Origin of the sequence: Streptomyces sp. NBC_01314, from assembly GCF_041435215.1 — a bacterium.
GTDB lineage: Bacteria > Actinomycetota > Actinomycetes > Streptomycetales > Streptomycetaceae > Streptomyces.
In genome coordinates this window covers 4,425,588-4,445,606 of sequence record NZ_CP108394.1, presented here as the reverse complement: position 1 = coordinate 4,445,606, position 20,019 = coordinate 4,425,588, and the positions used below count along the sequence as shown (strand labels likewise).

12 protein-coding genes are annotated in these 20,019 nt (G+C 72.2%); 9 read left to right on the top strand and 3 right to left on the bottom strand.

Annotated elements, in window-relative coordinates; all coding sequences use genetic code 11:
• Positions 1 to 352 precede the first annotated feature (352 nt).
• The 4 genes from OG622_RS19405 (at position 353) to OG622_RS19390 (ending at position 9,099) form a co-directional block, all read left to right on the top strand.
• Entirely contained in the window at positions 353 to 3,190 is a 2,838-nt protein-coding gene (locus OG622_RS19405) for a protein kinase (RefSeq protein ID WP_371577604.1), read from the top strand.
• Between the two features lie 154 nt (positions 3,191 to 3,344).
• Positions 3,345 to 5,087 carry a serine/threonine-protein kinase gene (locus OG622_RS19400; protein WP_371584147.1) on the top strand — a complete coding sequence of 581 codons (1,743 nt, stop codon included), beginning with the start codon at positions 3,345 to 3,347 and terminating at the stop codon, positions 5,085 to 5,087.
• 359 nt (positions 5,088 to 5,446) lie between these two features.
• Positions 5,447 to 7,249 carry a protein kinase gene (locus tag OG622_RS19395; RefSeq protein ID WP_371577603.1) on the top strand — a complete coding sequence of 601 codons (1,803 nt, stop codon included), beginning with the start codon at positions 5,447 to 5,449 and terminating at the stop codon, positions 7,247 to 7,249.
• A gap of 92 nt (positions 7,250 to 7,341) precedes the next feature.
• Positions 7,342 to 9,099: a protein kinase gene (locus OG622_RS19390; RefSeq protein ID WP_371577601.1), complete on the top strand. Its 1,758-nt coding sequence runs from the start codon at positions 7,342 to 7,344 to the stop codon at positions 9,097 to 9,099.
• Positions 9,100 to 9,225: 126 nt separating this feature from the next.
• Here OG622_RS19390 and OG622_RS19385 read toward each other — a convergent pair whose 3' ends face one another.
• Complete coding sequence (locus tag OG622_RS19385) at positions 9,226 to 10,131, bottom strand: alpha/beta hydrolase (protein WP_371577599.1); 906 nt, start codon at positions 10,129 to 10,131, stop codon at positions 9,226 to 9,228.
• A 345-nt stretch (positions 10,132 to 10,476) separates the two neighbouring features.
• On the opposite strand from OG622_RS19385, the gene OG622_RS19380 reads away from it, so the two are divergent.
• From OG622_RS19380 to OG622_RS19365, 4 genes are all read left to right on the top strand, one after another.
• Positions 10,477 to 11,868 (top strand): diacylglycerol kinase family protein, encoded by a 1,392-nt coding sequence (locus tag OG622_RS19380; RefSeq protein ID WP_371577597.1) that lies wholly within the window; start codon positions 10,477 to 10,479, stop codon positions 11,866 to 11,868.
• 301 nt (positions 11,869 to 12,169) lie between these two features.
• On the top strand, positions 12,170 to 13,801 hold the full coding sequence (locus OG622_RS19375; RefSeq protein ID WP_371577595.1) for a succinic semialdehyde dehydrogenase: 1,632 nt from the start codon (positions 12,170 to 12,172) through the stop codon (positions 13,799 to 13,801).
• 86 nt (positions 13,802 to 13,887) lie between these two features.
• Complete coding sequence (locus tag OG622_RS19370; RefSeq protein WP_371577593.1) at positions 13,888 to 15,690, top strand: GMC family oxidoreductase N-terminal domain-containing protein; 1,803 nt, start codon at positions 13,888 to 13,890, stop codon at positions 15,688 to 15,690.
• 257 nt (positions 15,691 to 15,947) lie between these two features.
• Positions 15,948 to 16,685, top strand: a complete 738-nt coding sequence (locus tag OG622_RS19365) for a hypothetical protein (RefSeq protein WP_371577591.1) — start codon at positions 15,948 to 15,950, stop codon at positions 16,683 to 16,685.
• A gap of 525 nt (positions 16,686 to 17,210) precedes the next feature.
• Here OG622_RS19365 and OG622_RS19360 read toward each other — a convergent pair.
• Entirely contained in the window at positions 17,211 to 17,498 is a 288-nt protein-coding gene (locus tag OG622_RS19360; RefSeq protein ID WP_371577589.1) for a chorismate mutase, read from the bottom strand.
• A gap of 365 nt (positions 17,499 to 17,863) precedes the next feature.
• On the opposite strand from OG622_RS19360, the gene guaA reads away from it, so the two are divergent.
• Entirely contained in the window at positions 17,864 to 19,444 is a 1,581-nt protein-coding gene (gene guaA, locus OG622_RS19355; RefSeq protein ID WP_371577587.1) for a glutamine-hydrolyzing GMP synthase, read from the top strand.
• Positions 19,445 to 19,490: 46 nt separating this feature from the next.
• Here guaA and OG622_RS19350 read toward each other — a convergent pair whose 3' ends face one another.
• A complete protein-coding gene (locus tag OG622_RS19350) occupies positions 19,491 to 19,973 on the bottom strand; it encodes a pyridoxamine 5'-phosphate oxidase family protein (RefSeq protein ID WP_371577585.1) in 483 nt (160 codons plus the stop codon).
• Positions 19,974 to 20,019 lie beyond the last annotated feature (46 nt).

Here is a 20,019-nt window from a genome sequence, read left to right as displayed (position 1 = left end):
GGCGCGCGCGGGTGGGGTGTTGTGCGCCGGTGCGTTCGGGGCTGTGGCTGTGTGCGGTGTCGTGCCTCGGCTCGGGGTGCCCGACGGGGGCGTGAGGGGGCGTTGGTCGGGGTGCGTTCCCTCGACGTGAGCTCGGCTTCGGGAGTTGTGCCCGCCTGGTGAGTTCGGGGACGTGCCTTCCGGGGAAGATCGAGAGCGTTCGAGCGCATTCGAGACGAACGAGATATCGCATCGAGTCAATGTGAGTTGCCTCCGGCACGTATCGTGTAGGGCTGCGGACCGTATGCATCCAGACCGGAACGGGACGCAAGGCGAACGGAATTGACCGACCGGGCGGCTGGGGGAGGGCATCGTGGACGCATACGCGGGGCGTGTACTCGCCGACCGCTACCGCCTGCCGCTGCCGCCTTCCGACGAGTACGAGATCGCCCCCGAGAGCCGGGCGTTCGACACCTACAGCGGGCAGGAAGTCCTGATACGGCAGGTGCCGTTGCCCGAGGTCGTCGAGGCGGAGATGCTCGACGCGGACGGGCTGCCCGAGGGTTATGTGGCACGGGACGGCGGAGGGCGCCGGAGTGCGGCGCGGACCACGCGCCGGTCCGCGGACCCGGCCGTACGGCGGGCCATCGAGGCCGCGCAGGCCGCCGCGCAGATCCCCGACCATCCACGGCTCGACCAGGTCTTCGACGTGTTCGCCGAAGGCGGCTCGCTGTGGATAGTGAGCGAACTGGTGTCCGCACGGCCCCTCACGGCGCTGCTCGCGGAGCAGCCGCTGACCCCGTACCGGGCGGCCGAGATCGCCTCCGACGTGCTCACCGCCCTGCGAGCGCTGCACGCCCACGGCTGGGTCCACCGGAACATCACCGCCCGCACGGTGCTGGTCTGCGACGACGGCCGGGTGATGCTGACCGGGCTGGCGGCGGGGGCGGCGGAAGAGGCGTTGTGCGGATACGACCCGGTACCCGCGCGGGAGGTCGAGGACAGTCCGCCCGGGGCACCCGGCGGCGGCACGGGAGTGCCCGCCGTGGGGCCCGGTGGAGGTCGGGTCTCGCGCCATGACCCGGTGCCGCCCGGTGGTGTTCCCGCGGCGCGCGGGGCGTCGGCGCCCGGGAGCGCTCTGCCCCGGGGCGCGGACGGGGGCACGTTCGGCGGTTCCCGTGGCGGCGGGCCCGGCGGCGCGGTCGAGGACCCCGAAGCCGCCCGGCGGGCCGCGATAGAGGCGCGGGCGGGAAGCGCGACGGCGCCGGGCGCGGACCCCTCCGGGGGGCAGCGCGCGCTGGAGGCCGGCGGGGACGCTCGGGCGGCACGGGCGGGTGCGATCGCCGCGTACCGGGCGGGCGCGCGGGCCGCGGCCCGGGTGCAGGACGACCAAGGGGGCGGGCCGGGTGCGGGGTTGCCCGCGCAGCGGCCGGCGCCGCAGGACGGTACGGCGGCGGGAGCGGGACGGGACGGCGACCCGGCTTCCGGCGCGGGTACGCGCCCGGTGCCGCTCGGCCAGATCGCCGACCCCTACGGTGTCCTCGCGCACGGCGGCGCCACGAGCGCCTGGCACGGCGCACTGCCGCGCGGCGGGACGGCCGCGCCCGGCGGCAACGACCGGGGGACTTCGGCGCCCGGCGACTCCTCGCCGTACGGCGGCGGTCCACTCGGTGGTGCGCCAGGTGAGGTGGGCGGTCACGGCGACACCTTCGACGCCGACGGCACCGGCACCCACCCGGCACCAGAACACGGCGCGCGGCGCGACCCCGGGTACGGCGACTCCGCCTACGACCCCGGTACGCACGACAACCCCGCGTACGGCCGCGGCGGGCACACCGGCTCCGTGGGAAACACGTCTGCCCCGCACCCCACCGGCGTCGCGGACGCAGACCCCTGGGACGGCGCCGGCGGCGGGGCCGTACCCCGGCGAGGGCCCGCGACCGCGCTCGCCGCCGAGCGGGCGCGACAGGCGCGGATGGCTGTGATCGGGCCGGTCACCGAGCGGTGGGCGCCGGAGCAGGCCGGGCCGGTGCACGAGAACTGGCAGCTGGCGGCGCCGATCGGGCCGTCGACGGATCTGTGGGCGCTCGGGGCGCTGCTGTTCCGGGCGGTGCAGGGGCACGCGCCGTATCCGGAGGAGAACACCGCCGAGCTGGTGCAGATGGTGTGCGCGGAGCCCCCGGCGTTCGCCGAGGAGTGCGGGCCGCTGCGGCCGGTCGTGGAGTCGCTGCTGCGTCAGGACCCCACCGAGCGGCTGGACTTCGAGGAGCTGCGCGGCTGGCTGCGCTCCCTCGTGCGGTCGGCGCCCGAGCCCGAGGCCGGTGCGCATGTCGTGCCGGCGCCGCCCGTGGACGCGAGCCGGCTGCCGATCGTACGGCGGCGGGGCGAGCTCGTCCGCAGACGCCGGGCCGGGCTGCCCGCGACGAGCGCGCACGCCCGTCACAAGCGCACCCGGGAGAAGCCCCCGCAGCCCCGCAAACTGGGCCGGAACCTGATCCTGCTGATCCTGCTCGCGCTGGTGGCGGCGGTCACGTACGCCATGGTGTTCATGCCGAAGGCCGCGCCGAGCAGTGAGGGCGGTGACACGAGCAGCCGTACGGACCGTGCCGGGCAGCAGAGTTCGGCGCCGGCGGCGAGCAGTGAGCCCCGGCCCGACCGGAACTCCACCTCGCCCGACGGCGGCGAGGAGGGGCAGAGCGGGGCGAGCCCGTCGAAGTCGTCCGGTGCGACGCAACCGCAGACCGGTGACTCCGAGGTCGCCCAGGGGTTCACCCTGCGCAAGGACCCCGAGGGGTTCCAGGTCGCCGTCGCCACTGGCTGGGACCGCGCCGCCAAGAACGGGCGCGGCCAGATCGTGTACTCCCAGGGCGACTTCGAGCTGATTCTCGTTTCCGGGCGGGACAGCACGGCGACGTACGGCAGCGATCCGCTGAAGTACCAGCGGGAGGACGAGCGCGAGTTGCAGCCGTTCCGTGACTCCTCCTGGGCCACGTCCACCGGGATGCGGTTGATCGAGGTGGGCGGGGTGACCTCGGCCGAGGGGCAGTTCACCTGGCAGGACTCCGAGGGCCGCGGCGTCTACGTACGAAACCTCGTCATCCTCCTCGACGGGCGGTACCACGTGGTGCAGTTGCGCGGGCCGGAGGCGGAGCGGGACGAGGTCACGCGGCTGTACGAGCAGGCGGCGGACACGTACAAGGCGACCGGCTGAGCGGCGGTTCGGTCCGGCGGCGGAAGGTTGCGCTCCGGTCGCGGAAGCGAGAACCGTCACAGTGCTGTCCCTGTGCGGCCCGGCCGGTTCCCCGGGCGGCGAGCCGCTCCCTAGTCTGAACCTGTCAAGAACATTGCGGGGCAACGTGAATCAGATGCAGGGGCTGCTCCTCGCGGGGCGCTACCGGCTCGTCGACACGATCGGCAGCGGTGGCATGGGACGGGTCTGGCGTGCGCACGACGAGGTGCTGCACCGGGCTGTCGCGATCAAGGAGTTGACGGCCGCGCTCTATGTCTCGGAGAGCGAGCAGGCCATCCTGTTGCGGCGGACCCGGGCGGAGGCGCGCGCGGCGGCACGGATCAACCACTCGGCCGTCGTCACCGTGCACGACGTGCTGGAACACGACAACCGGCCGTGGATCGTCATGGAGTTGGTCGAGGGCGTCTCGCTGGCCGACGCGGTCAAGGAACGGGGGCGCGTCGAGGCACGCGAGGCGGCGCGGATCGGGATGTGGGTGCTCCGCGCGCTGGGCGCCGCCCACCGGGCCGGTGTACTGCACCGCGATGTGAAGCCGGGCAACGTACTGCTCGCCGAGGACGGCCGGGTCATGCTGACCGACTTTGGCATCGCGCAGGTCGAGGGTGACACGACCATCACACGGACCGGCGAGATCGTCGGTTCCGTCGACTACATAGCCCCCGAGCGGGTGCGCGGCCACGACCCAGGGCCCGCCTCCGACCTGTGGTCGCTGGGCGCCACGCTGTACACGGCGGTCGAGGGCAAGTCGCCGTTCCGGCGCACCACACCGCTCACCACGATGCAGGCCGTGGTGAGCGAGGAGGCCGCCGAACCGGTGGACGCCGGGCCGTTGGGGCCCGTCATCACCGCGCTGCTGTGCAAGGACCCGGCCGTACGGCCCGCTGCGGACGAGGCGGAGCAGATGCTCGCCGAGGCGGCGGAGGGGCGTCGGCCACGGGTGGCGCAGGCGTATGTGCCGACCCGGCAGCAGCAGGGGGGCGCGGGGGACGGTACGGGTGGTGTGGCCGGCCCCGGTGGTGCGGGTGGTGGGGGCGAGCGTGGCGCAGAGGGCGTGCACGGTGGACGTGGTGCGCGTGGTGCGTATGCGGGTGACGCGCAGGTGCCGGGGCACCCCACCGGGGGTGCGGCCTTCGCCGGGGGCCACGTGTCCGCTACCGGTGGCTTCGGCACCCCGGCTGCTCCGATGGCCACCGAGTATCAGCCCGCCTCCGTTGCCCCCGTCGTCCCCGCCGAGCCCACCGCCAAGCGGCGCCGGGGGCGTACGGTCGCGCTCGTCCTCGCGCTGGCCGTGCTGGTTGCCGGTGGTGGTGCCGTCGCTGCGCACTACGCGGACGTCTGGCGTGCGGGGAACGGCTCCGCCACGGGTGGGGCGGACGGGGCGGACGAGTCGGCGGACACGGTGCCCGAGGGGTGGGAGCGGGTCGAGGACCCGGAGGGTTTCAGCCTTGCCCTGCCCAAGGGGTGGAAGCGGCAGGTGAAGGGGACACAGATCGACTACACCCCCGACAACCGTGAGCACTTCCTCCGGGTCGCCGTGGACGACTCGCCCGACTTCGACAGCCCGTACCACCACCAGCTCGACCTGGAGGAGCAGGTGCGGACGCGACCCGAATACCGGCAGGTGAGCTTGGAGGAGAACATCTACCGCGACCGGCCGGGCGCCCTGTGGGACTTCACCTGGACCGCGCCGGCGAAGGACACGGACTTCCCCGGGCCGCGCCGGGCGATCGAGCAGATGTATCTCTCCCGGGACGGTGTCGAGTACACGATCTACATGTCCGCGCCCGCGGCGGACTGGGACACGGCGGAGAAGCAGTTCTACGCGGTGCTGCGCAGCTGGAGGCCGGCGCAGCGGTGAGCCGACGGTGCGGCATCGGTCGCCGATGGCGCGACAGTGGTGACCGGTGCGGCGCCAGCGGTGATCAGCGGCGCGCCAGCGGTGACCAGCGGCGCGGCATAGGGCAGGCGCCGGTGAGGCTTCGGGGAGGCATGGGGAAAGGCGGAGTGCGGCGGGGCTGAGGCGGGACTGAGGGCGGGGTGCCTCAGGCGTGAACCGCGAAGAACCTCGCCGCCCATACGCGGGCCCACGTGGGGCCTCACGCGTGAGCCTTCCGCACGGCGCTCGTGAGGCGCCCGTCAGTCGTGCGTACGTCGCTTGTCGGCCAGGCCGTCACGCGGCACCGGAGGGTTTCGGTCCGGTGCGGCATGATGGGGCGTATGGGGACCGAGGGGGAGAACGTCCGTCTCATTGCGGGGCGTTACCGGCTGGAGGCCAGGATCGGCCGCGGCGGGATGGGGATCGTGTGGCGCGCCACCGACGAGCTCCTCGGTCGGCAGGTGGCGGTCAAGGAGCTGGCCCTCGACGACTCGCTCCCGGAGGAGCGGTCCCGCCTGCGGCGCGAGCGCACCCTGCGGGAGGCGCGCGCGGTCGCCCGGCTCAGCCACCCGCACATCATCGTCGTGCACGACGTGGTCGAGCAGGACGAACGCCCGTACATCGTCATGGAGTTGATCGACGGCGGCTCGCTCGCGGAGCGGATCGGGGCCCAGGGGCCCGTGGACGCGCGGGAGGCCGCGCGGATCGGGATCGATCTGCTGGGCGCGCTGCGGCGGGCGCACGACGCCGGGGTGCTGCACCGCGATCTCAAACCGGCGAACGTCCTGCTGGAGACCGGCACCGACCGGGTCGTCCTCACCGACTTCGGCATCGCCCAGGTCGCCGGCGCGACCACGCTCACCGAGAGCGGGGCCTTCGTCGGCTCGCCCGAGTACACCGCGCCGGAGCGGATGTCCGGGGACCGCACCGGGCCGGAGTCCGACCTGTGGTCGCTGGGCGCGCTGCTGTGTGCCGTGCTCAGCGGGGAGTCGCCGTTCCGGCGGGACTCCTTGGGCGGCATCCTGCACGCGGTCGTCGTCGACGAGATCCGGCCGCCCCCGCAGGCCGCGCCGCTGCTCCCCGTCGTACGGGGGCTGCTGGAACGCGATCCGGACCGGCGGCTCGACGCGGCGGAGGCGGAGCGGCTGCTGAGGGCCTTCCGGGAGACCGGGCGCACACCGAGGACGACGAAGACCCCGCGGACGTCGACCGGGTACACCCCGACCCGGCGGGACGTGCCACGCCCGGGCCGGGACGCGCAGCGTACGGCCGCTGCCGGGGCCGACGCCCAGGACGCGTCGGCAGCCGGGCAGCCGCGGTCGGGGCCGCCCGCTCCAGGTCCGGAGTCGGCCCTGCCGGAGCAGCCCGCGCAGCAGGGGCAGCCGCGTTCCACCCGGAGCGTGCTGGTCGCCGCCGCGCTGGTGGCGGCGATGGCCGGGGCGGGCGTCTCGGCGGCGGCGCTGCTGATGCAGGACGGAAGCGGCGGCGGTGGCGGCGACACGCCGAGCAGTTCGGCACCGCGGACGCCGGGCGAGTCGCGTACGACGGGTGCTCCGACCCCCTCGGGCGCATCCGGCCCGTCAGGCGGCGCGTCCGGCACGTCGACGGACGACACACCCGGCACGTCGACGGACGACACGCCGGGTACGTCGGCCGACGCCACGCCCACCGTCACACGCTCACGGGCGGCCACCGCGCCGACCGTGCCCTCGGGGTACCGGCTCGCCGAGGACGACCAGGGCTTCAGCCTCGCCGTGCCGGACGACTTCACGCGGGAGCCGCAGGGGGAGCGGGTCTTCTACATGTCGCCGGGGCACGTGATCCGCATCGGTATCAAGCTCGACGACCCGGAGGAGGGCGGGCCGGCCGGGGTGATGCGGCGCGCCCATGAGAAGGGGCCCTCCACGAACCCCGGCTACCGCGACGGCCGGGTCGCCGAGACCACGCACGACGGGGCGCCCGCCGCGCTCTGGGAGTTCACCTGGGACGGTTTCAGCGCGGCGGAGGGGCCCCGGCACACGTACGACCTGTGCTGGGAGCAGGACGGGCGGCTGTACGACGTGTGGGTGTCGGCGCCGGTCGGGAAGGTGAGCGAGGCGAAGGAGTACTTCGACGTGGCGGTGGATACGTTCGTTCGTAACTAAAGCGGAGATAAGTGGTGTTCCGCGTCACGGGTCTGTGACCGGAAAGCGACGGGGGTGGATGCCGGAGCGCTTGCCGCGATACAGATGAACGTATGAGCAGCAACGGGGGCGCCCCTTACGGAACCGGCCAAGGTTCCGGTCAAGGATCTGGTCACGGATCTGGTCACGGATCTGGTCAAGGGTCCGGCTACGGGCCGGATGAGCCGACGAGTTTCGGACTGCAACCGCCGCAGCCGAGTGTGCCGTACCCGGGGAACCCGTACGCGCAGCCCACGCGGGTGGTGGCACAGTCGGCGCCGTCATCACCGGCACAGCCGCCGGCGCGGCAGCCGCAGGCCTCGCAGGAACCCGGCACCGGGCGGCTGATCGCCGGTCGGTACCGGCTGCTCGCCAAGCTCGGCCATGGCGGTATGGGTACGGTGTGGCGGGCGAAGGACGAGACGGTGGATCGTGAGGTCGCCGTCAAGGAACCCCGCGTACCGGACCATCTTCCCGAGCGTGAACGGGACAACGCCTTCGAGCGGATGCGCCGCGAGGCCCGTGCGGCGGCCCGGCTCGACCATCCGTCGGTCGTCAACGTGCACGACGTGGCGGTCGTGGACGGTCAGCCGTGGATCGTGATGGAGCTGGTGCGGGGGCGTTCGCTGGGCGACGCGCTTCAGGAGGGCACCCTCGGGGTGCGTGACGCGGCGAGAATCGGGCTCGACGTGCTCGGCGCGCTGGAGGCCGCGCACGCGGCGGGCATCCTGCACCGTGACGTCAAGCCGGACAACGTCCTCCTCGGCCGCCACGACCGGGTCGTCCTCACCGACTTCGGCATCGCCCAGATCGAGGGCGAGACGAACCTGACGGACACCGGCGGCTTCGTCGGCTCGCCCGAGTACATCGCCCCCGAGCGGGTGCTGGGCCAGCGGCCCGGCCCCGCGTCGGACCTCTGGTCGCTCGGTGTCGTCCTCTACGCCGTCACGGAGGGCGTGTCGCCGTTCCGGCGCAGCAACACGCCGGCGACCCTGCAGTCCGTCCTCAACGCCACGCCGGCGGCGCCCGCCTCGGCCACGGGCCCGCTCGCCGAGGCCATCGACGGCCTGCTGCAGAAGGACCCGGCGCGCCGCCCGACCGCCGCCCGCGTTCGCGAGCTGCTGGAGACGGCCGCGAACCCGCCGGTGCCCGCGCCCACCCAGGTGGTCCAGCGGATCGCCGGGCCCCCGGCCGGAAACTCCAAGGGCATCCGCGTCGGCGCCAGGACCTTCGCCGGGCTCGGCGCGGTGGTCGTGGCAGCGGCGGTGACGGCGTACCTGGTGATCGCCGACCCCTTCGCGGGACCCCTGCCGGACGGCTGGAAGCAGCGGGACCTCGGTTCGAAGGTCGCCGCGAGCGTGGGGGTGCCCGGGGACTTCGTGAAGGACACGTTCGAGCCGGACGTCACGGACGGCACGTTCGCGCAGTACAGCGACCCGAGCGGGCTGATCCGGATCAACATCGACCGGGACGTCAAGAAGGACGACAAGGAGAACGAGATCCCGGGCGTCGCGCTGGACGAGGCGTACGCCGACTGGGAGCTGGTCAAGGACGGCGAGTACACGCTGGACATCGCCGACGATCCCGCGCCGAAGGGGCGGCCGCAGGAGACCAAGTTCGAGGACCGTGAGGCCGCCGGGAACACCATCGTGTACACGACCACGAACAGCCAGGCCCCGCGCCTGCGTGAGGCACGGGTCCTGTACTACAGGGCGGGCAACGGCGACATGTACCGGGTCTGGATCGACTATCCGGGCAAGGGGCACTTCACCGAGCAGGGCCGCGAGATCGCCCGTACGGCCATCGCCAACCTGGAGTTCGACCACATGTAGGCCCGCCTCAGGAGCCTCAGGAGCCTCAGGAGCCTCAGGAGCCTCAGGAGGGCGACGGCCGGGTTCAGGGCCGAGCGGGCGGTGGCGGGCGCGTGGTGGAGCGGGGAGGGGCGATCTTCGTGGCGCTCAGTACGTCCTCTCGGCGATCCAGGCCAGGACCCGGTCGGCCACACCCGGCTCGTCCAACAGCGCTCCGCCGTGCGAGGAACCCGCCACCGTCTTCACCGTGACCCCGTTGGCGGGCATGTTGTGGTCGGCCTCCTCGGCCGCTTCGAGGTCGAGCGAGTGCCGAACGGGCACGGGGTCGCCCTTGGAGTGGAGCAGGTACATGGGGGCGTCGTCGGCACCGGAGGCGCGGCTGTTGGCCGCCATGTCGTTCCAGGTCTCCCGGCAACCGGGGGGCGTGACGGCGTCGGTGTCCGTCGCGTCGGGGGCGCAGCGCGCGAGAATGACGGCGTTGTCGCGGAGCCGGCGCTGCCCGTCCGTCGCGGTGCCGGCGTTGCCGTCCTGCCAGGCGCGGTACGGGGAAACGACGGGAGACAGCGCCACCACGCCGTCGAGTCCGTAGGCGCCGGAGCGGTAGGTCGCGACCGTGGTCGCCAGCTGGCCGCCGGAGGACGAGCCCAGGAGAACCAGCCGGTTGGTGTCGAGGTCGAAGTCGGTGGCGTGCTCGCGTATCCAGTCGAGCGCGGACAGGGCGTCGGTCCGCTGGGCCGGCCACGGGGCGTCGAAGTTCAGCCGGTAGTCGACGGCGAAGACGGCGTATCCGGCGTCCGCGAAGGTCCGTGCCCAGGTGGCCCAGCCGGTGTCCTCGGACCAGTGACCGCCGTGCAGGATCACGATGCCCGGCTGTGTCCCGTTCCGTTCCTCGCCGGCGGCGTTCCAGTAGGCGTCGAGGGTCTGCCGGGTGTGCGAACCGTAGGAGTACGTGGCCTCGTTGCGGTCGGCCGCCGCGCTGTCGCGCGTGTCCGAGATGAGGAGGGCCGCGACTGTCGCAGCGCAGATGATCAGACAACCCCAGAGCCGACGCACGGCCACCTGTCCTTCGAACGATCCGACGGCAGGCGATTGTCGTCCCCGGGCGTGGGATCCGGCCGGAACGTCCGCGACGGGGGAGCGCCCGCACGGCCTGCTCGCGCGAGCAAGCCGGACTATAGGCGGCTCGCTCTAACAAATGCCAAGCGGGGTAAGGCAGTTGGGGAGAAATGACCGGATCGAAAGCATTCATGGGATTTTCTGGCCGTGTGTCGCCCTTCGCTGTGTGGTGAAGACGGCCGAGGGGGGACGTGGCCGGTGTCCGGGAGCCATCGCCTTGTGCGGCCTCTTGCGCCTAACATGCCGTGTCAAGTGCATGATCGGCGCGAAGGGCGAGCGAGCGTGGGCATCGAACACCTGGACGTGCGGGCTCACGCGAGACAGCGCTGGGCGGCCAGGGCCGCACTCGGCTGCGCCGTGCTCGCCGTACTGCTGCCGCTCGGCTCCGCACGCGAGGCGAGCCTCCTGCTCGTCGCCGGCGTCGTGCTGGGCGCCGGCCTCACCGTGGCCGCGCTGTGGTGGGTCCTGGTCCACCGCGGCGCCGTCCGGATCGCGGCGGGCGCGCTGGCCGTGGCCGCGCCGGTCGGCGTCATCTGGTGGTTCGCCGCCGTCAACCTGCTGTGGGTCGTGATCGTCTCCGCCGCCCTGTGGGCCGTCGCCGTCTGGTCCGGCAAGTTCGCCCTCAGCAGCACCAAGTCCCACCAGGTGCACGTGCCCGAGCACCGCACCCCCGCCCCCACCCGCCCCTTCCTCATCATGAACCCCAGGTCGGGGGGCGGAAAAGTCGGGAGCTTCCGGCTGAAGGAGAGGGCCGAGCGACTCGGCGCCACGGTCCATCTGCTCGACCCCGCGCACCACGAGGACGTCGCCGTACTGGCCCGCGACGCCGTCAGGAACGGCGCCGACCTGCTCGGCGTCGCGGGCGGCGACGGCACCCAGGCCCAGGTCGCCGCCATCGCGGCGGCGTACGACGTCCCCCTCCTCGTGATCTCCGCCGGCACCCGCAACCACTTCGCCATGGACCTCGGCCTCGACCGCGACAACCCCGCCGCCTGCCTCGACGCCCTCACGGACAAGGGCGTCGAACTCCACGTCGACCTCGGCTACGCCAGCGGCCATCCCTTCGTCAACAACGCCTCCTTCGGCGCGTACGCCGCCGTCGTGCAGAGCCCCGCCTACCGCGACGACAAGGTCCGCACCACCCTGCAGCTGCTGCCCGAACTGCTCACGCACCAGCGGGGACCGCGGCTCACCGCCCGCATCGGGGATGCCGTCATCGACGCGCCCCAGGCCGTCCTCGTCAGCAACAACGTCTACCGCAGCGACGACCTCGTCGGCCTCGGCCGCCGCGAACGGCTGGACGCCGGGGTACTGGGCGTCGTCGGCGTCCGTGTCGACAGCGCCGCCGAGGCCGCGGGGCTCGTGCTCGGTCCGAACGCTCCAGGGCTCAGCCTCCTCGTCGCCGACGAGATCGTCGTCGAGGCCGACCGGCCCGAGATCGAGGTCGGCGTCGACGGCGAGGCGCTCCTCCTGCCCACCCCCGTCCACTGCCGGGTCTCGGCGAAGGCCCTGCGCGTCCGCGTGCCCCGCGACCGCCCCGGCGTCCCCGAGCCCAAGCCGCCCCTGGACTGGCGACGGCTGCGCAAGCTCGCCGCCGCGGTCGGCCGCACGGCCCTGCCCAAGCACCGCGAACGGTACGGGTGGGCCCAGCGGTTGTGGGACCGGTGGCGTTAGCCGTCCGGTCCACCGGCCGGCGGTGAGGGGCATGAGCGACGACGGCGAACAGCCGCACGACGCGCATCGGTACGACAGCGGGGTGTTCGCGGGCGCGCGGGCCGGCCGAAGCTCCGTGAGCAGGGGAGCGGCCGAAGTTTCGAACGGGGTGATCGACGCCGCATTCGCGCCCGCACGGCACCGCCCGCCGCGCTGATCAGCGACTTCGTTGCCAGCGATCACTGGCGCGGTGTGTGCGCCCGGCGAATCCCTGTTACCGCCGGGTACCCAAAGTCGTCCGGTCCGGAATACCCTGCGCGTCATGACGGACTCGCAGGCCCCCGAAAAGACCGGCACGGCACGGACGACCGGCACCAACCCCCTCGCGGCGGCGCCGCAGGGCGCCCGTACCGCCGCCGACGTGGTCACTCCGGAACTGGTCGCCCAGCTCACCAAGGGCGTGGCCGGCTCCGGCCGGACCGCCAACCACACGCCGTTCACCGGCGAGAAGCTGGCCGACCTGCCGGAGTCCACCCCCGAGGACGTGGAGAAGGCCTACGAGCGGGCCCGCGCCGCCCAGGCCGTCTGGGCCCAGCGTCCCGTGCGCGAGCGGGCCGCCGTCCTCCTCCGCTTCCACGACCTGGTGCTGGAACGCCAGGCCGAGGTGCTCGACCTCATCCAGCTGGAGACCGGCAAGGCCCGCCTCCACGCCCACGAGGAGGTCCAGGCCGTCGCGGTCGCCGCCCGCCACTACGGGCGCAAGGCCCCCTTCTACCTGAAGCCGAAGCGGCACACCGGCGCCGTACCGACGCTCACCAAGGTCACCGAACTCCGCCACCCGCGCGGTGTGATCGGTCAGATCGCCCCCTGGAACTACCCGCTCGAACTCTCGGTCGGCGACGCGATCCCGGCCTTCGTCGCGGGCAACGCGGTCGTGATGAAGCCCGACACGGAGACCTGCCTGACCGCCCTGTGGGCCCGTGACCTGCTCATCGAGGCCGGGCTGCCCGCCGATGTCTTCCAGGTCGTCCTCGGCGAGGGCCCCGTCATCGGCCCCGAGGTCGTCAGGCACGCCGACTACGTCTCCTTCACCGGCTCCACCCGCACCGGCCGCGAGGTCGCCCAGGGCGCCGCCGCCCGACTCGTCGGCGTCTCCCTCGAACTCGGCGGCAAGAACGCGATGCTGGTCCTTCAGGACGCCGACATCGAGAAGGCGGCCGCGGGCGCCGTCCGCGCCTGCTTCTCCTCCGCCGGCCAACTCTGCATCTCCATCGAGCGGTTGTACGTCCACGAGTCCGTCGCCGACGCCTTCCTGGAGCGCTTCGCCGCCCGTACCAAGGCCATGCGCCTCGGCAAGTCCCTCGCGTACGGCGCCGAGATGGGCTCCCTCGTCGGCGAACGCCAGCTGGAGACCGTCACCCGCCACGTCGACGAGGCCGTGGAGAAGGGCGCGAAGGTCGTCGCGGGCGGCGTGGCCCGCCCCGACATCGGCCCCTACTTCTACGAGCCCACGATCCTCGACGGCGTCACGGAACCCATGTCCGTGTGCACGGAGGAGACCTTCGGTCCGGTCGTCTCCATCTACCGCTTCACGGACGAGGACGAAGCCGTCGCGGAGGCCAACTCCACGGCGTACGGCCTCAACGCCTCCGTCTGGACCAAGGACGGCCGCCGCGGCCGCGAGGTCGCCTCCCGCGTACGCGCCGGCACCGTCAACGTCAACGAGGGCTACGCCTCCGCCTACGGCAGCGTCCAGTCCCCGATGGGCGGCATGAAGGACTCCGGCCTCGGCCGCCGCCACGGCTCCGAGGGCATCCTCAAGTACACCGAGGCCCAGACGGTCGCCCAGCAGCGCCTGCTCCCGATGGCCCCGTCCCTCGGCATGGACGACGAGAAGTACGCCCAGTTCATGAGCCGCAGCCTGAGGGTGATGAAGGCACTGAGGCTGCGCTGAAGGCGCGCCCCCTTTCGGGGGCGCGGCACGGGGAACGGCGCGAGCGACCACGGACGGCCCGCACGGACACTCAACGAGGAGCAAACGTGCCTCAAGACGCTTACGACTACGACGTCATCGTGGTCGGATCGGGCTTCGGCGGTTCGGTCACCGCCCTGCGCCTGACCGAGAAGGGTTACCGAGTCGGCGTCCTCGAAGCGGGCCGCCGCTTCACCCGCGCCACCCTCCCCAGGAACTCCTGGGACCTGAAGAACTACCTGTGGGCCCCGGCCCTCGGCATGTACGGCCTCCAGCGCATCCACCTGCTCGGCAACGTCATGGTGCTGGCGGGAGCCGGCGTGGGCGGCGGCTCCCTCAACTACGCCAACACCCTCTACGTACCGCCGAAACCGTTCTTCGAGGACCCGCAGTGGAAGGACATCACCGACTGGCAGGAGGAGCTGAAGCCGTACTACGACCAGGCCCGCCGCATGCTCGGCGTACGGCTCAACCCGACGATGACCCCCTCGGACGTGCACCTGAAGGCCGCCGCCGAGCGGATGGGCGTCGGTGACAGCTTCCACCTCGCCCCGGTCGGCGTCTTCTTCGGCGACGGCGAGGACGCCGACGGCAAGGCGAAGGCGGTCCCAGGCGACCAGGTGGCGGACCCCTACTTCGGCGGCGCGGGCCCCGCCCGCAACGCCTGCACCGAGTGCGGCGAGTGCATGACCGGCTGCCGCCACGGCGCGAAGAACACCCTCAACGAGAACTACCTCCACCTCGCCGAGAAGGCGGGCGCGGTCGTCCACCCGATGACCACGGTCGTCGCCCTCACCGAGGACTCGCAGGGCGGCTACGCCGTCACGACCCTCCCGACCGACAAGCGCCGCAAGGGTGCCTCCCGGGTGCTGAAGGCCCGCCGCGTCGTCCTCGCGGCCGGCACCTACGGCACCCAGACCCTGCTGCACCGTATGAAGGCGAACGGCCAACTGCCGCACATCTCGGACCGGTTGGGCATGCTGACCCGCACCAACTCGGAGGCCCTGGTCGGCGCCCAGACCGACAGGCGCCGCTACCGCAAGGCCCACGGCGCGCCCGAGGTCGACTTCACCCGCGGCGTGGCGATCACCTCCTCCATCCACCCCGACGAGAACACCCACATCGAGCCGGTCCGCTACGGCAGGGGCTCCAACGCGATGGGTGGCCTGTCGATCCTCCAGGTCCCGTACGCGGGCGGCACCGCGTCGGACGCCTCCCGCGTGCTCGGCTGGCTGGCGCACGCCGCGAAACACCCCTTGCTGGTGGCCCGTTCCCTCTCCAATCGCCGCTGGTCGGAGCGGACCATCATCGGCCTGGTCATGCAGTCTCTGGACAACTCCCTGTCGACGCATCTGAAGCCGAAGGGCCTGGGCAAAGGCCTGTTGACGGCACGTCAGGGCCATGGCGCGCCCAACCCCAAGCAGATCGAGGCCGCTTCGACGGCCGCCTCCACCATCGCCGCGGAGATCAACGGCTTCGCCGGCAGCAATGTGGGCGAGCTGATGGGCACCCCCCTCACCGCGCACTTCCTCGGCGGCTGCCCCATCGGTGCCACCGCGGCCGACGGCGTCATCGACCCGTACCACCGCCTCTACGGCCACCCCGGCATCTCCGTCGTCGACGGCGCGGCCGTCTCCGCGAACCTGGGCGTGAACCCGTCCCTGACCATCACCGCGCAGGCCGAGCGCGCGATGTCGTACTGGCCCAACAACGGCGAGCCCGACCACCGCCCCGCCCCCGGCGCCGGCTACGAACGTCTCGGCCCGGTGGAGCCCCTGCACCCGGCGGTCCCGGCGGACGCCTTCGGCGCGCTGCGGCTGCCGCTGGTACCGGTGCCGACGGTGCCGCCGCGATCGGCACAGGAGAAGTGACAGCGGAGAAGGACCCGCACCCCCCTCCGAGTGCGGGTCCTTCTCTCGTGTGCCAGGTGTGACTGGTGAGTCGTGTGAAGGGTTGCCCTTGCGATCACAGTTTTTTCGCGTGACGTGAGTCACATGTCGCTGAGGCTGAAGTGATACCCGAAACCGGTTGTGGCACCCCGTCGCGCACATGATCTGATGTGGCCTGTGAGGCCTCTGTGGGGCATGTGATGAAAGCCGTAAGGGTGGGGGACGTGAAGGTGGGGGACATGAAGTCGAAGATGTCGCGGGCGGCGGTGGCCGTCTCGGTCGCGGCCGCGCTGGGGTTCACCGCGGCCTGTGGTGGGGGCGGCGACGAGGGCGCGGACGCGAAGCCGTCGGTCGCCGGCACCGCCTCGGCCGCCGGGGACGCGAAGGACGAGCAGGACGGGGCCGGGAAGGCCGCGCTGACCGAGGCCCAGCTGAAGGAGGCCGCCCTCACGAAGGGTGACGTCAAGGGCTACAAGATCAGCGACATGTCCGCGGAGGAAATGCCCGCCGAGGCCGTTCCCGCGGAGCCGGCCGCCTGCCAGCCCCTCGCGAACATGTTCTTCTTCACCTCCGACCCGCAGGCGAAGGCCCGCGCGGGACTCCGAGTCACCTCGGTGGACGAGCTCTCCGCCAGCGTCATCGCCCTCGCCCTCGCCGCGCACGAGCAGAGCGACGCCGAGAAGGTGATGGCCGACCTGCGCAAGGCGACGGAGAGCTGCGACGGATACGAGCACGTCGGCAACAAGTACACCGAGATCGAGACTCTCACCGCCCCCGAGCAGGGCGACGAGGCCGTCTCGTACAAGCTGAAGGGCGACATCGAGGGTGCGAAGATCCCGATGTCCTTCACGGTGGTGCGCGTCGGCTCGACGCTCATCGAGTTCTCCTCGATGAACATGCTCGACGCGGACAAGGCCGAGGTGCCGGCCGAGATCCTCGACGCGCAGGTCGCGAAGGTGGAGAAGCTCGCCGGCTGAACGGGCCACGGCGTGACGGAGGGCCCCGCGGGACGGAAGCCGCGGGGCCTTTCCGCGTCAGCACCGACGTCAGGGCGGCGCCGGTGCCTCGAAGCGGCGCCGGGGGATCGCGCCGCTGGTCCGGAAGGTGGATCCGGGGTCGGCGCCCCGGTGCACCGGGGGCGGGCGCCCGGTGTCGGCCCCAGGGCGGTCGGTCGCGGACCGTTCCGCGTCGTGAGGGACGGCCACGGCGTCCGTAACCGCTTCGACCGCCCCGGAACAGATTCCGCCGGCCGGCCCCGGGCGTCCCCGGAGCCGACCGTTCTCTCGCGTGACCGGGCCGCTGTCCCCTGCCGTCCGGTCACAAGCCTGGAGCGAGGTCCCACGGCGCACGGCACGATCCGTACGCCTCATCGCTCCAGCGGAGCCACGCGTGGTTCTTTCGGGCCCGGACCTGGCCGGCCCGGACACCGACACCAACGAAGCGTGTCGTGCGACGGTCACGCGCCGTGCGGGTGAGAAGGCGGACGTACGTACGCGCGCCGGTCAGATGCGACCCCGGCACAGCTCCAGCAGGGTCATGGCGAGCGCGGTGCCGGGCTTGCCGAGGGCGTCCCTGTAGTGGGCGAGGATCTCCATCTCGCGGGAGAGGTTCACCCGGCGGCCGCCGGAGTCGATCCGGGCCTCCTGGATCACGGCGGAGACCGCCACCCGTTCCTGGATCAGGCCGATGATCCGGTCGTCCAGCGCGTCGATGCGCTCACGGGCACCGCTGATCACACCGGCCGCCTCGGAAGTTCGGGCGCCGGTCTTCTCGGTGGAGGTGATGGTCATCTCTGGGCTCCTCGTCAAAAGTCTGCGGAAGCTCCCCGAAGCGGCAAGACCCGGAAAACGCCAGACGCCCCGGACCTTGTCGGCCCGGGGCGCCTGGGGAAGTCGCTAGTCAGTAGCTCAAGCAACACGACCATGGCAGCCGGTGGGCCGGTTGCCATAGGTAAAGACGAAGGTCGGGTGCGTGAGCATGGGGGTCAGTATGCCATGGCTTTCCAGCGGTGTTCTCTCCTCCTCCGAGAGAGTCGAACGGCGGTGGGCGAAGGTCCTGGGGGCCGGGCGCGGAGCCGCCAGTGGCCCGCCCCACGTGACGGCACCCCGGTAGACTCGACCGCACAGACCCCCGCCCGACCGCCGGAAGGCACCCCGTGTCATCAGCGAACCCCGCTGCCGCCGTCCCCGACACCGTCCTGGTCGTCGACTTCGGCGCCCAGTACGCCCAGCTCATCGCCCGACGGGTCCGCGAGGCCCGGGTCTACAGCGAGATCGTGCCGAGCACCATGCCGGTCGCGGAGATGCTCGCCAGGAACCCGGCGGCGATCATCCTCTCCGGCGGCCCCTCCTCGGTCTACGCCGAGAACGCTCCCCGCCTCGACCGCGCGCTCTTCGAGGCCGGTGTCCCCGTCTTCGGCATGTGCTACGGCTTCCAGCTGATGGCCACGACCCTCGGCGGCACGGTCGACAACACAGGGGCGCGCGAGTACGGCCGTACGCCCCTGCACGTCTCCAAGGCCGGCAGCACCCTCTTCGAGGGGACCCCCGACGAGCAGTCCGTGTGGATGTCCCACGGCGACGCCTGCTCCGCCGCCCCCGAGGGCTTCACGGTGACGGCGTCCACCGACGTCGTACCGGTCGCCGCCTTCGAGAACGACGAGAAGAAGCTGTACGGCGTCCAGTACCACCCGGAGGTCATGCACTCCACGCACGGCCAGCAGGTCCTGGAGCACTTCCTCTACCGGGGCGCGGGCATCACCCCGAGCTGGACCACCGGCAACGTCATCGAGGAGCAGGTCGAGGCCATCCGCGAGCTGGTCGGCGACAAGCGCGCGATCTGCGGCCTGTCCGGCGGTGTGGACTCCGCGGTCGCCGCGGCCCTCGTGCAGAAGGCCATCGGCTCCCAGCTGACCTGCGTGTACGTCGATCACGGTCTGATGCGCAAGAACGAGACCGAGCAGGTCGAGAAGGACTTCGTCGCCGCGACCGGCGTCCAGCTGAAGGTGGTGGACGCGGAGGAGCGGTTCCTCACGGCGCTCGCCGGGGTCTCCGACCCCGAGCAGAAGCGGAAGATCATCGGCCGCGAGTTCATCCGCGTCTTCGAGCAGGCCCAGGCGGAGATCATCGCCGACGAGGGCCCCGAGGTGGCGTTCCTCGTCCAGGGCACCCTCTACCCGGACGTCGTCGAGTCCGGCGGCGGCACCGGCACGGCCAACATCAAGTCCCACCACAACGTGGGCGGCCTGCCGGAGGACCTCGAGTTCAAGCTGATCGAGCCGCTTCGCCAGCTCTTCAAGGACGAGGTCCGGATGGTCGGCCAGGAGCTGGGGCTCCCGGAGGAGATCGTCCAGCGCCAGCCCTTCCCCGGTCCCGGCCTCGGCATCAGGATCGTCGGCGAGGTCACCAAGGACCGGCTCGACCTGCTCCGCGAGGCCGATGCCATCGCCCGCGAGGAACTGACGGCCGCCGGCCTCGACCGTGACATCTGGCAGTGCCCGGTGGTGCTGCTGGCGGACGTCCGGTCCGTCGGTGTCCAGGGCGACGGCCGCACCTACGGCCACCCCATCGTCCTTCGCCCCGTCTCCTCCGAGGACGCCATGACCGCCGACTGGTCCCGGCTGCCGTACGAGGTCCTCGCGAAGATCTCCACCCGCATCACCAACGAGGTCGCGGACGTCAACCGGGTCGTCCTCGACGTGACGAGCAAGCCCCCGGGGACGATCGAGTGGGAGTGAGCCTTTAGAGGCTCAGGTCCGCTAGAGGCTCAGGTCCGCTAGAGGCTCAGGTCCGCTTGAGGGTCCGCACCGGCTCTCCGGGCTTCCAGACTTGGACCACCAGGTACTTGTCGTCCTCGACGTAGGTCCGTACGACCTCCGTCAGCTCGGTGCGGAAGAGGTGGAACGGCTCCGGCGGTTCCACCTCTTCGCCGTACGCCGCCTTGACCGCGGGGTCGTCGACCTCGACCGCCCGCCCGCTCACCCGTACGTCACCGCCGCCCATCCCCGTTCCGGGACCCGGGTTGGCCTGCAGCGAGAAACGGGGATCGCGGCGCAGATCGCGCGCCTTGCGCGAGTCCGGCATCATCCCCAGCCACAGCTCCCCGTTCACGAACCGGACCTCCAGCCCGGTCGTACGCGGGAAGCCGTCCCTGCGGAGGGTGGCGAGGACGTGATGGGTGAAGGCGCCGAAGCGCCCCTCGACAGTCTGCGCGAGCTCGGGTTCGGCGGCGACGAACGCGCCCCAGTTCGAAAGTTTCTCCGGCATACGTCGAGTCTCGCGCGGATACCCGACAACCACTGTCCGGTTACCC

Excerpts from the sequence above, each read along its gene's own strand:
- OG622_RS19395 (WP_371577603.1), top strand. The coding sequence starts at position 5,447 with ATGGGGACCGAGGGGGAGAACGTCCGTCTCATTGCGGGGCGTTACCGG.
- OG622_RS19365 (WP_371577591.1), top strand. The coding sequence starts at position 15,948 with ATGAAGTCGAAGATGTCGCGGGCGGCGGTGGCCGTCTCGGTCGCGGCC.
- OG622_RS19400 (WP_371584147.1), top strand. The coding sequence starts at position 3,345 with ATGCAGGGGCTGCTCCTCGCGGGGCGCTACCGGCTCGTCGACACGATC.
- OG622_RS19360 (WP_371577589.1), bottom strand. The coding sequence starts at position 17,498 with ATGACCATCACCTCCACCGAGAAGACCGGCGCCCGAACTTCCGAGGCG.
- OG622_RS19375 (WP_371577595.1), top strand. The coding sequence starts at position 12,170 with ATGACGGACTCGCAGGCCCCCGAAAAGACCGGCACGGCACGGACGACC.
- OG622_RS19390 (WP_371577601.1), top strand. The coding sequence starts at position 7,342 with ATGAGCAGCAACGGGGGCGCCCCTTACGGAACCGGCCAAGGTTCCGGT.
- OG622_RS19350 (WP_371577585.1), bottom strand. The coding sequence starts at position 19,973 with ATGCCGGAGAAACTTTCGAACTGGGGCGCGTTCGTCGCCGCCGAACCC.